Genomic DNA, 12,118 nt, shown 5'->3' with positions numbered 1-12,118 from the left:
CGTGGGCGCAAACGTGAATGAAGCGGGCTTCGACGGATCGTATGACGCGCGTCAGGCCACGACCTTGAAGCGCGACACGCCGGTGCGCAGACTGTTGGCGACGTGGGTCAGGTCGTCGATCGCCTGGGTCGACTGGCGCAGCGATTCCGCGGTTTGCTGCGCGGCCTCGGACAACTGCGTCAGCGCCTGGGTGATCTGCTCGGCGCCGGTCGCCTGGGTCTGCATGCCTTCGTTGACCATCGAGAAGCGCGGCGCGAGCTGCTGCACCTGTTCGATGATCTGCGTCAGATGACCGCCGACGTTCTGCACGTCGTGCATGCCGCGGCGCACTTCCTCGGAGAACTTGTCCATGCCCATCACGCCCGCGGCGACCGCCGACTGGATCTCCTTGACCATCTGTTCGATGTCGTAGGTCGCGACGGCGGTCTGATCGGCGAGGCGGCGGATTTCGGTCGCGACGACCGCGAAGCCGCGACCGTATTCGCCGGCTTTTTCCGCTTCGATCGCCGCGTTCAGCGACAGCAGGTTGGTCTGATCCGCGACCTTGGTGATGGTCGCGACGACCTGAGTGATGTTGCCGGCCTTCTCGTTGAGGATCGCGAGCTTCGCGTTGACCGAGCCGGCCGCCTCCATCACGTGGCGCATGGTTTCCTCCATGCGCGCGAGCCCCGCGTGGCCGGTGCCGGCGAGCGCGGCCGACTGGCCCGCCACTTCCGACACCTCGTTCATCGTGCGCAGCAAGTCGCGCGAGGTTGCGAAGATCTCGCGCGAGGTCGCGCCGATTTCGGTCGTGGTCGCGGCGGTCTCGTTCGCGGTGGCCTGCTGTTCGCGCGAGGTCGCGGCGATTTCGGTGACCGACGTCGTCACCTGCACCGCCGATTTTTGCGCCTGGCCGACCAGCGCGGTCAGTTCGTCGGTCATGCGGTTGAAGCCCGACTCGAGCGCGCCGATTTCGTCGGAGCGGTTCAGTTGCAGACGCTGCGTCAGATCGCCGGTGCGCATCACATCGACCACCTGCAGCACCTTCGCCATCGGCACCGTGACCGCGCGCAGCAGCCAGTAGCCGGCCAGCACCGCGACGACCGCGGCGAGCAGCAGCATCACGAGCAGCACGATGCGGGTCGTTTCCACCGATTTGCGGATGTTTTCGGTAGACTGGTCCGCGTAGCTCTTGTTGTTCTCGACCAGCTTGCGCACCGTCAGCCGGCCGCTTTCCCAGGTCGGCGTCAACTGCGCGTTGAAGATGCGCGCGGCGTTGTCCTTCGAGGTCGGCAGGCTATTGAGCAGCGAGGCCTGGATCGGCACGTACTGCGTGTGGAACTGGCGGAATTCGTTGAAGAGTTCGCGGTCGGTGGTGCGAAAGACCGTCGCGCCGTAGTCGTTGATGAGTTTTTGCAGCGTCTGCTGCGTGTCCTGCAAACGCGCCATGTCGCGCCGGGTGGAATCGGCGTCCGTATCGACGAAGATCAGTCGCTGCGTGGTCGTGTAGTTCTCGACCCAGGCCGCGCGCATCGAGGTCGCATAGTAGAGGCCTCGCATCGAATCCTGCTGCTGGCTCTTCGCATCCTGATCGATGCCGCCGAGTTGTTCGAACGCGACGATCGCCATTGCCAGCATCACGATCAGCACGATCCCGAAGCTGCAAAGAATCCGTTGACGGATGGTCCATTGTTTCACGCGCATGCCCCCTGCCTGGATCGCCCCGCGTATCCGCCTGTCGGGCCGGATCGTCGGATTGGAAAGCTTTTCTGTTTCGTCGGAGTAATCCGACGGCTCTTGCGGCGAATTCTACATGGATCACACGGGCATTTTGCGTGGATTAGAAGGCAAAAACCCAGGCATAACGCGTAAATACCGATGCGGCGGCGCGTGCCGTTATGTGCCTGTTACATAGTTAATCTTCCGTTACCAACTGCAGCATCTATTTCGGCGCATGCGGGCCACAATCCGTTCATGCCTCAGTGGCTGGAGCTCAATATGAAAAAGATCGCAGTAGCGTTGGTAATGGCGGGTAGTTTGACGATGGCGGGCCAGGCGTCCGCGCACGGACATGGCGGTGACGTCGTGGGTGCGCTGATCGGCGGCGCGGTGCTGGGCGCGGTGGTGTCGTCCGCATTGACGCCGGCGCCGGTGGTCGCTTATCAGCAGCCGGTCTACGCGCAACCGGTGTATGCGCAGCCAGCGTATCAGCAGGCCCCCGCGTATGCGGCGCCGCCCCCCGGCTATTGCTACGACCAGTATCAGCGCGCGTATGTCGCGTGCGGTGCGCCGCCGCCGGGACAGTACGGTTACGCGCAGCCGCAACCGCAGCCGGGCTGGTGAGTTCGCCGGCGCGCGTGTAAACGCGGCGTTGCGTGAACAAGGTCGATGCGCGCCAGCGATGCAGGCGCGCGGTTCGCAGACAGGTCCACAGACAAAAAGGCCGTCGCTCGATGCGACGGCCTTTGCAATTCGATGTACGGCTTAATGCTTGTGATGCAGCCACTCCGCGTAGTGCGTATCGAGCCAGCGCTCGAGCCTGGGCGGCTGCGACGGGTCGCGGTGACGCGACGTCATCCAGATGGCGAAGCCGACCACGATCATGACGACGGGCCCCATCAGATAGGCGAGCAGCGATTCAGACATCGGAACCTCCGTAACGGCTTGCGTCCATCTCTGAGTGTAGGCGATGGAAGCGGGGAAAGAACGACGATGTGAAGCGGCCGCTTGAAGCGGCTATCGCACGTTTGTGGCCGGCTTTTGGCCGGTTTCGAAACCTGTATTTTTGAAGATTTTTCTTTTATCCGTGCTGGTTTGGCGCATGGTCGACTAGGCTTGTGTACCAATCCACCGGCTGCACGGCGGCAAACGGCGCATCACGCCAAAACCCATGACAATGCCGTCAGGCCGCCCCGTTCGCCACGTGCCGCGCGGCGTCTATCTGGCTATCGACAAAATCCGCCCAACTCTGAAGCAGGTGGCGCTGGCGCGCCGCTTCATCGGTTGCTTCACTCTGCATGACGTCACGCGCGCCCGATTGCTGCTCCATGTCGCGCAGATGCGTCGACGCGGTGCGACGAAAGTCATGCAGCACGAAATGCTCCACGTCGAGCCCCAGCGCCTTGACCGCCTGATTCAGCGTGCTTTTCGCGATCGGCCGGTCGTCGCCGCGCACGCTCGGGAATACGTAATTCTCGCTGGAGCGCGCGTGCCGCAGTTCGCGCAGCAGTGCGACCGCCTGGCGCGGCAGGTAGACGACCCGGTCCGCGCGCGCGTTCAGGCGGGCGGCGGGGATCGTCCAGCGCGCGTCGTCGAGGTCGAATTCGGCCCACTTCGATTCCACCAGGTCGGACTTGCGCGCCATCGTCAGCACCAGCAGATGCAGCGCGAGTTTCAGCGGCCGGCGAATGTTCGATGTCTCGATCGTGCGCAGCGTCACGCCGATTTCGGCGCCGGACAGCACGCGGGTACGGCTGTCGAAGGTCGCGATCGAGCGCGCCGGCACGATCTCCGCCGGATTGTGCGTCGCGAGTTGTCGCGCGATCAGATAAGCGTACAGGCGCTTCACGACGTTGCGCGTGTGCAGCGCCATCTTCGGCGAGCCCCGGCTCTTGATGCGCTCGCAGATCGCGACGATGTCGTCGGCGCTCACCGCGCCGATCGGCTTGCCGCCGATGGCGGGCAGCACGTCCTTGTCGAGCGCGCGCCGGGTGGTGCGGCGGTATTCGTGAGATTTGCCGGCGAGCGCGGTCGCGACATACAGCTCGGCGGCTTCGCGCAGGACGTCGGCCTTGCTTTCGGCGCCGCGGTCGCGCCGCGCGGTGGCCACCGGCGAAATGCCCTGCGCGACCAGCGCCGCGTACTTTTGCGCCTTCGCGCGGGCGACGCGCAACGAAATCATCCGGTAGTCGCCGATCGTCGCGAGCGGCTGGCGCTTACCGTTCAGCGTGTAGCGAAAGCGCCAGATCTTGCTGCCGGTCGTCATGACCTCGATCACGAGGCCGCTGCCGTCGGCGACGCAGTAACGGGTGGCGCGCGGTTCGAGCGCGCGGATCTGGGATTCGGTGAGGGGTGTGGCGAGGCGCGGCATGCTGGTATCCTTGATACACGGATTGCCGCGATTTTAATGCTTATGCCGTCTGTGTACCAAAGATTCGGCGTGATTTAGGTAGGCAAGGCGAGATTTTTAGCTTACGTGGAGTACGCAGAATTTTCTTGCCGCGCTTCATTAAACGGGACTCGAAGGGGAGTCCGTGCCGCCAGCGTTACTTGCCGATACAGAATCGGCTGAAAATCACTCCAAGCAGATCGTCCGAGCTGAACTCGCCGGTAATCGAATTCAGTTGATCCTGCGCGAGTCGCAATTCTTCGGCGAACAGATCGAGCGCCTGGGCGTTCTGTTCCGCATGCGCGGCGGCGGTGGCGAGATGTTCTTCGGCCGCGCGCAGCGCGATCAGATGCCGCTCGCGCGCCAGATAGACGCTCTCCGCGCCCGCCTGCCAGCCAGCGATGCGCAGCAGTTCGTCGCGCAGCAACCCAACGCCATCGCCCTGTTTCGCGGAGAGCCGCACCTCGCTGAGTTCGAGATCGGCGTCGAGCGCCTGGGTCGCCGGTGCGAGCCCAATCAGGTCGGTCTTGTTCAGCACGCGCACGACCGGCACGGCGCGCGGGAAACGGGCGGCGATCGTTTCGTCGTCGGCGGTCATGCCGGTGCGCGCGTCGAGCAGATGCAGCACCACGTCCGCGCGCTCGATCTCGCCCCACGTGCGCGCGATGCCGATCTTTTCCACCTCGTCGTCGGTCTCGCGCAGGCCGGCCGTGTCGATCACATGCAGCGGAATGCCTTCGATCTGGATGGTTTGCGCGACCTTGTCGCGCGTCGTGCCGGCGATCGGCGTGACGATCGCGAGCTCCGCGCCGGCCAGCGCGTTCAGCAGCGACGACTTGCCGACGTTCGGCTGCCCCGCGAGCACGACCGACAGCCCCTCGCGCAGCAACGCGCCCTGACGCGCCTCGCTCAGCACGTGCGCGAGGCGTTCGCGAATGCGCGCGAGCTTGCCGCGCGCGTCGGCGGCTTCGAGAAAGTCGATTTCCTCTTCCGGGAAATCGAGCGTTGCCTCGACCAGCATGCGCAGCGTGATCACTTCTTCGACGAGCGCGTGGATGTCGCGCGAGAACGCGCCGTCGAGCGAGCGGCCGGCCGAACGCGCGGCGGCCTCGGTGCTTGCCTCGATCAGATCGGCGACCGCTTCGGCCTGCGCGAGGTCGAGCTTGTCGTTCAGAAACGCGCGGCGCGTGAATTCGCCGGGCTCGGCGAGCCGCAGGCCAAATGCGCGGCCGGCGTCGATGCAACGTTGCAGCACGAGTTGCAGCACGACCGGGCCGCCATGGCCCTGCAGTTCGAGCACGTGCTCGCCCGTATACGAATGCGGCGCCGGAAAGTACAGCGCGATGCCGCGATCGAGCGGGTTGCCGCTCGCATCGAGAAACGGCACGTAGCTCGCGTGGCGCGGCGCGAGCGTCTGACCGGTGAGTGCCTGCATCAGCGGCTGAGCCGCGGCTTCGCCGGCACGGCCGAACGAAATCCGCACCACGCCGATGCCTCCCCGGCCGGGCGCGGTAGCAATGGCGACGATGGGATCGGAGTCGGTCGTGAGCATGGAAATTCGGCAAAAAGCAGGAGGAGAGCAGGGCAGCGCCGCTCGGGAAGGCGCGACGCATTGTAACGCGCGCCATTCGGATGCAAGGACAGCTGGCAGCGGCGCCCGATGGGCGACGGCATCGCTCGGCATGTTTTGGGAGTATTTAGGATTTATCCTAATCAAGCTAGGATTGCTACTGCAGCCAATCGGCATAATGGACTTTCGAGCGGTGCTCGTCTCTGTGCAAACGCAAGCCAGGCAATAGAAAGATGAAAAAAGTCGATTTCGCGCAATGTGCTGCCTGACTTGGGATGTAAGCTAAATTTATCTCAAATAAGAGAAATACAAGCTTGGTCAGTTGTCAATGGGGAGAACGCTGAATTGCACAATCTGGCCCATGCCTACCGACAAAGAAAAAGCCGCCTTCGCCAAGAGGTTGAAGGATTTGCTTGAGCCGCTGAAAATTCGCGGCGGGACTAAACTCGCCGAGCAATTCAATCTTCGTTATCGCGGCGAGCGCTCCGTCACGCCGCAAACCGCGCACAAATGGCTGACGGGCACGACGATTCCGAAACCGGACAAGTTGCGCACGCTCGCCGAATGGCTGAACGTCAACGAACACTGGCTTCACTACGGACCTTCGCCCGGCACCAACGCGAGACCGATGGCGCGTGGAGAAAAATATCCGCCAACATCTGAAACGATCGAACTTGCTTCGAAAATTGCATCGCTGACGCCGAAAGACCGGAATCTGCTCGAAGAAATGGTCGTGCGCTTCTACGGCGAAGACGACGAGGAAGAGTAAAGCCGGGGCATGGAATTCGGCAAAAAGCAGGAGGAGAGCAGGGCAGCGCCGCTCGGGAAGGCGCGACGCATGTAATGCGCGCCATTCGGATGCAAGGACGGCTGGCAGCGGCGCCCGACGGACGACCGCCCCGCCAGGCCCGTTTTAGGAGCATTTAGGATTTATCCTAATCAAGCTGCGATTACTACTGCAGCCAATCGGCATAATGGACTTTCGAGCGGTGCTCGTCTCTGCGCAAACGCAAGCCAGGCAATAGAGAGATGAAAAAAGTCGATTTCGCGCAATGCGCTGCCTGACTTGGGATGTAAGCTAAATTTATCTCAAATAAGAGAAATACAAGCTTGGCCAGTTGTCAACGGGGAGAACGCTGAATTGCACAATCTGGCCCATGCCTACCGACAAAGAAAAAGCCGCCTTCGCCAAGAGGTTGAAGGATTTGCTTGAGCCGCTGAAAATTCGCGGCGGGACCAAACTCGCCGAGCAATTCAATCTTCGTTATCGCGGCGAGCGCTCCGTTACGCCGCAAACCGCACACAAATGGCTGACGGGCACGACGATTCCGAAACCGGACAAATTGCGCACGCTTGCCGAATGGCTGAACGTCAACGAGCACTGGCTTCACTACGGACCGTCGCCCGGCACCAACGCGAGACCGATGGCGCGTGGAGAAAAATATCCGCCAACATCTGAAATGATCGAACTTGCTTCGAAAATTGCATCGCTGACGCCGAAAGACCGGAATCTGGTCGAGGAAATGGTCGTGCGCTTCTACGGTGAAGACGGCGAGGAAGAGTAAGCCGGAGCGCTGCGAGTACGCGGCGCCCACCGCATTTTTTCAACCGCACCATGAAAAAAGCCGCCCGGTTCACACCGGGCGGCTTTTTGTTTTAGCGGGCGTCGCGGCAGCCGTGCCGGCAGCCGCGAGGGCAGGACTTAGGCGGGTTTCGCCTTCGAACTACCCATCATCCGCGTGATGTAGTACTGCTGCGCGATCGACAGCACGTTGTTCACGACGTAGTACAGCACGAGACCGGCCGGGAAGAAGAAGAACATCACCGAGAACGCGATCGGCATGAACATCATCATCTTTGCCTGAACCGGATCCGGCGGCGTCGGGTTCAGCTTCGTCTGCAGGAACATCGACACGGCCATCAGCACCGGCAGGATAAAGTACGGATCCTGCTGCGACAGATCGTGAATCCACAGAATCCACGGCGCGCCGCGCATTTCCACCGACGACAGCAGCACCCAGTACAGCGAGATGAACACCGGAATCTGAACCACGACCGGCAGACAGCCGCCGAACGGATTGACCTTCTCGGTCTTGTACAGCTCCATCAGCGCGGCGTTCATCTTCTGCGGATCGCCCTTGAAGCGCTCGCGCAGCGCCTGCATGCGCGGCGTGATCGCCTTCATGCGCGCCATCGACTTGTAGCTCGCGGCCGACAGCGGGAAGAACACCGCCTTGATCAGCACCGTCAGCAGCACGATCGACCAGCCCCAGTTGCCGACATAGCTGTGGATCTTCGACAGCAGCCAGAACAGCGGCTTCGCGATGATCGTGACCCAGCCGTAGTCCTTCACCAGATCGAGCCCCGGCGCGATACCGGCGAGCATCTTCTCTTCTTCCGGACCGGCGAACAGGCGCGCGGACACGGCGACGGTCTGGCCCGGCTGGATGGTCGGCATCGTCTGCTTCATGCCGACGCGATACAGCGACGGATCGATCTTCTCGGCATAGAAATCACGCTTCACACCCTGCTGCGGAATCCAGGCCGACGCGAAGTAGTGCTGGACCATCGCCACCCAGCCGTTGTCGGCCGACGTCGCGAAGTTCTGCTTGTTCTTGTCGAGATCGCTGAACGTCATCTTCTGGAAGTGATGCTCGTCCGTGTAGACAGCCGGTCCGATGAACGTGTGCGAGAAACGCGGCGTTTCGACCGGCTGGTCGTCGCGCACGAGTTCCATATAGACCTGCGGCGTCACCGGCGTGGTGCCGACGTTCTGGACCTTCGTCTCGACGCCGATCACGTAGCTGCCGCGCGTGAACGTATACGTCTTGATGACCTTCAGACCGCCCTTTTCCGGCGACTCGAAGCTCATCTGGAACGAGTTCTGACCGTCGGCCAACTGCGTCGGCTGATTCGGCATCAGCGTGAAGACGTCGTTGTGATTCGGGAAATCGCCGCCGAGCAGGCCGGTGCGCGCCAGATAGGTGTGGTCGTTCGTTTTGTCGAACAGCGTGATCACCAGATCCGGCTGCTTGCCGTCGCCCTGCTTGACGAGCGACAGGCGCGACAGCGTGCCGCCGCGGGTGTCGATTTCGCCGCTATAGACGTCGGTTGCGAACTTCACGAGCTGCGATTGCGCGGCGGCCGGTGCGTTGCCGGGCGCGCTCGCGCTGGTGGCCGGCAGATCGGCCGACTGGGTGCCCGGGGTCGTGGTGCCCGGCGCGGCATTGCCCGCGGTCTGGGTCGGCGTCGTGCTCGGGAAGAACATCGACGGGCGTCCGTGGTCGCGTTGCCAGTTGTCGAACAGCATGACCGCTGACATGAAAAAGATGACCCATAGGACGGTGCGTTTGATATCCATGCGTTGTCTCAGTGTCGATGGAACGGCGCGTCAGCGCTTTTCAGAAGTGGGAGGCGGGACGAGATCGATGCCGCCCGCGGAAAACGAGTGACAGCGGCAAACACGCTTCACGGCGAGATAAGTCCCGCGCGCGGCGCCATGATACTGGATTGCCTCGCGCGCGTAATCAGAGCAGGAAGGGTAAAAACGGCACCGGTTGCCGAGCATGGGGCTCACGGCAAGCTTGTAAAAACGCAATAAAGCGATGAGTACCGTTTGCATGGCAGATGCGGCCGGAGGGCGCCGCGCAACGTGAATACCGGGCGACGTCCGCACCGTTGAAAGCACCGACGCAACGCGGGTTGCGCCGGCCGCAGGTGCGGGCGGTCACTGCGTCATTCCGTCCTGGGCGCCTCCGCGGGCGGCGCCTGACGACGGGTAATTTCGCGCGCTGCCTTGTCGAGCAACGCTTCGATTTCGCTGCGGCACAACGCCTTTAGCGGCGGTGACGACGCGCTCGGCAAAGCTTTTTTGTCGAAACGCGTGTGCAGACGCAGCAGCACATCCCAACCGCCGAATTCCGCGCGACGCAGCCGGAAGGCTTCCCGCGCAATCCGGCGCACCAGATTACGCGTGGCCGCGCGCGGCGCATACTTCTTGCCGATCACGAGGCCAAGACGCGCCTCGTTGCCGGTAGGCCGGCCGTACACGACAAAATGCGCGGTACGGCGCCACGGCCGCAAACGAAAAACGGATGAAAATTCATCCGTTTTTAGCAGCCTTGCGGCTTTGGGGAAGGCGGCTTGCGCTCGCAACGGAACCGAGCCCGGTTGCTGCGCCCCGGCCGCTCCCGCTTCGCTGCGGGTTTCGGTCACAGCGCGCAATCCGCTTGCCTTAGATCGCGAGGCGCTTGCGGCCCTTCGCGCGACGTGCGTTGATGACCTTGCGGCCGCCAGCGGTCTTCATGCGAACGCGAAAGCCGTGGGTGCGCTTGCGACGGGTAACGGAAGGTTGGTAAGTACGTTTCATGTTGCTCTCACTTGATCGAAAAAAACCGCGCGATCATCGCTGAAAGCGCAATGGCCGGTGGTTTACTGAAATTGGTTTTCGCGGAACCCGCTATTTAAACTGGTTTTCCGTTGGCCGTCAATAGTTTAGCCATCTTCCGACGCAGCCCGTATCCGCCGGACCAAGTGATCCGTCCCTGTGGATAACTCACTTGCGGTGCCGTTTTGGCGTTAGAATCTCGCCTTACTTCCCAAAAATGTTGCACGTCGCTCCGGCACGTTTGTCCCGCAAACCCTTGTGGCACAAGCGCCTGGAGCCATCACGCCTGGCTGCTCAGGGCCTTGTTGCGCACGCGCGACAGGGGCAGCGGCGACCGCCGTGCACACCATAACGACAGCAACTCGATGAACGATTTCTGGCAACACTGTTCCGCATTGCTGGAGCGTGAGCTCACGCCCCAGCAGTACGTGACGTGGATCAAACCGTTGGCCCCGGTCGCCTTCGACGCCGATGCGAACACGCTTTCCATCGCCGCGCCGAACCGCTTCAAGCTCGACTGGGTCAAGAGCCAGTTCTCCGGCCGCATCGCGGATATGGCCCGCGATTTCTGGCACGCGCCGGTCGACGTGCAGTTCGTACTGGATCCGAAGGCCGGCATGCGCGGCCCGGCGGTGGCGCCCGCGCCGTCTCCCGCGCGCCCGGTCGCGCCGCAAGGTGGCCATGCCGGCGGCATCGCCGCCGTGGATGCGGCCGTGAGCACCGTGCAGGCGGCGCAGGTCGCGCGCGCGAATCCCGCTGTGGCGGCCGCCGCGCTCGCCATGCACAACGCGAACGTGCGCAGCGCCGCCGAAGACGCAGCCGATCTCGATCTGCCGAGTCTCGACGCGAACGAAGCCGCCGCCGGCCGCCGCACCTGGCGTCCGGGCCAAGGCGCGGGCGCCGCGGCGGGCAGCGAAAACGACTCGATGTACGAGCGCTCGAAGCTGAACCCGGTGCTGACCTTCGATAACTTCGTGACCGGTAAGGCGAACCAGCTTGCGCGCGCCGCGGCGATCCAGGTCGCCGACAACCCCGGCATCTCGTATAACCCGCTGTTCCTGTATGGCGGCGTCGGTCTCGGCAAGACCCACCTGATCCACGCGATCGGCAACCAGTTGCTGATGGACAAGGCCGGCGCGCGGATCCGCTACATCCACGCGGAACAGTATGTGTCCGACGTCGTGAAGGCGTATCAGCGCAAGGCGTTCGACGACTTCAAGCGCTACTACCACTCGCTCGATCTGCTGCTGATCGACGATATTCAGTTCTTTTCGGGCAAGTCGCGCACGCAGGAAGAATTCTTCTACGCGTTCGAGGCGCTGGTCGCGAACAAGGCGCAGGTGATCATCACGAGCGACACGTATCCGAAAGAAATCTCGGGTATCGACGACCGCCTGATCTCGCGCTTCGACTCCGGCCTGACGGTGGCGATCGAGCCGCCCGAGCTCGAAATGCGCGTCGCGATTCTGATGCGCAAGGCGCAATCGGAGTTCGTGAGCCTGAACGAGGACGTCGCGTTCTTCGTCGCGAAACATTTGCGCTCGAACGTGCGCGAACTCGAAGGCGCGCTGCGCAAGATCCTCGCGTACTCGAAATTCCACGGCCGCGAAATCACGATCGAGCTGACCAAGGAAGCGCTGAAAGACCTGCTGACGGTGCAGAACCGGCAGATTTCGGTGGAAAACATCCAGAAAACGGTCGCCGACTTCTACAGCATCAAAGTCGCGGACATGTATTCGAAGAAGCGTCCGGCGAACATCGCGCGGCCGCGGCAGATCGCGATGTATCTGGCCAAGGAGCTGACGCAGAAGAGCCTGCCGGAAATCGGCGAGCTGTTCGGCGGGCGCGACCACACGACGGTGCTGCACGCGGTGCGCAAGATCGCCGACGAGCGTAGCAAGGACGCGCAGCTGAACCATGAGCTGCACGTGCTGGAACAGACGCTGAAGGGCTAGGTGCGCCGATCGCGCCCGACTGAACCCGGGGGCCGGCGGCGGGGAACATCGCAGCCCGAATCCCGCTGCCGCAAAATCGACCTGTTTATTCCCGAACTCGCCCCCATTTTAGTGAGGCG

The 12,118-nt window shown here is 62.7% G+C and carries 12 protein-coding genes; 4 read left to right on the top strand and 8 right to left on the bottom strand.

Annotated features, from left to right (window positions below):
- Positions 1-51: 51 nt before the first annotated feature.
- Entirely contained in the window at positions 52-1,683 is a 1,632-nt protein-coding gene (locus HHL14_RS22035) for a methyl-accepting chemotaxis protein (protein WP_206002442.1), read from the bottom strand.
- 294 nt (positions 1,684-1,977) lie between these two features.
- Between HHL14_RS22035 and HHL14_RS22030 the strand changes: the two genes are divergently transcribed.
- Positions 1,978-2,322: an ecotin precursor gene (locus HHL14_RS22030; RefSeq protein WP_169499722.1), complete on the top strand. Its 345-nt coding sequence runs from the start codon at positions 1,978-1,980 to the stop codon at positions 2,320-2,322.
- Positions 2,323-2,463: 141 nt separating this feature from the next.
- Here HHL14_RS22030 and HHL14_RS22025 read toward each other — a convergent pair whose 3' ends face one another.
- The 3 genes from HHL14_RS22025 to mnmE form a co-directional block, all read right to left on the bottom strand.
- Positions 2,464-2,625 carry a hypothetical protein gene (locus HHL14_RS22025; RefSeq protein ID WP_169499721.1) on the bottom strand — a complete coding sequence of 54 codons (162 nt, stop codon included), beginning with the start codon at positions 2,623-2,625 and terminating at the stop codon, positions 2,464-2,466.
- 256 nt (positions 2,626-2,881) lie between these two features.
- Positions 2,882-4,069, bottom strand: coding sequence for a tyrosine-type recombinase/integrase (locus HHL14_RS22020; RefSeq protein ID WP_169499720.1), 1,188 nt, complete (start codon positions 4,067-4,069; stop codon positions 2,882-2,884).
- A 175-nt stretch (positions 4,070-4,244) separates the two neighbouring features.
- On the bottom strand, positions 4,245-5,639 hold the full coding sequence (gene mnmE, locus HHL14_RS22015; protein WP_169499719.1) for a tRNA uridine-5-carboxymethylaminomethyl(34) synthesis GTPase MnmE: 1,395 nt from the start codon (positions 5,637-5,639) through the stop codon (positions 4,245-4,247).
- A 379-nt stretch (positions 5,640-6,018) separates the two neighbouring features.
- On the opposite strand from mnmE, the gene HHL14_RS22010 reads away from it, so the two are divergent.
- Complete coding sequence (locus HHL14_RS22010; RefSeq protein ID WP_169499718.1) at positions 6,019-6,426, top strand: XRE family transcriptional regulator; 408 nt, start codon at positions 6,019-6,021, stop codon at positions 6,424-6,426.
- A gap of 388 nt (positions 6,427-6,814) precedes the next feature.
- Positions 6,815-7,222: an XRE family transcriptional regulator gene (locus tag HHL14_RS22005; RefSeq protein WP_169499717.1), complete on the top strand. Its 408-nt coding sequence runs from the start codon at positions 6,815-6,817 to the stop codon at positions 7,220-7,222.
- Positions 7,223-7,359: 137 nt separating this feature from the next.
- On the opposite strand, the gene yidC is transcribed toward HHL14_RS22005, so the two are convergent.
- The 4 genes from yidC to rpmH form a co-directional block, all read right to left on the bottom strand.
- Positions 7,360-9,018 carry a membrane protein insertase YidC gene (gene yidC, locus HHL14_RS22000; RefSeq protein ID WP_169499716.1) on the bottom strand — a complete coding sequence of 553 codons (1,659 nt, stop codon included), beginning with the start codon at positions 9,016-9,018 and terminating at the stop codon, positions 7,360-7,362.
- A 30-nt stretch (positions 9,019-9,048) separates the two neighbouring features.
- A complete protein-coding gene (gene yidD, locus HHL14_RS21995) occupies positions 9,049-9,279 on the bottom strand; it encodes a membrane protein insertion efficiency factor YidD (protein WP_169499715.1) in 231 nt (76 codons plus the stop codon).
- Between the two features lie 113 nt (positions 9,280-9,392).
- Positions 9,393-9,881 (bottom strand): ribonuclease P protein component, encoded by a 489-nt coding sequence (locus HHL14_RS21990; protein ID WP_206002441.1) that lies wholly within the window; start codon positions 9,879-9,881, stop codon positions 9,393-9,395.
- A 10-nt stretch (positions 9,882-9,891) separates the two neighbouring features.
- A complete protein-coding gene (rpmH, locus tag HHL14_RS21985; protein WP_004198824.1) occupies positions 9,892-10,026 on the bottom strand; it encodes a 50S ribosomal protein L34 in 135 nt (44 codons plus the stop codon).
- A 383-nt stretch (positions 10,027-10,409) separates the two neighbouring features.
- Here rpmH and dnaA point away from each other — a divergent pair, with 383 nt between their 5' ends.
- Complete coding sequence (gene dnaA, locus HHL14_RS21980; protein ID WP_230413153.1) at positions 10,410-11,999, top strand: chromosomal replication initiator protein DnaA; 1,590 nt, start codon at positions 10,410-10,412, stop codon at positions 11,997-11,999.
- Positions 12,000-12,118: the final 119 nt, after the last annotated feature.

The organism is Paraburkholderia antibiotica (assembly GCF_012927125.1).
Lineage (GTDB): Bacteria > Pseudomonadota > Gammaproteobacteria > Burkholderiales > Burkholderiaceae > Paraburkholderia > Paraburkholderia antibiotica.
The sequence above is the reverse complement of the archived record's forward strand: the minus strand, read 5'-3'. Positions and strand labels throughout refer to the sequence as shown.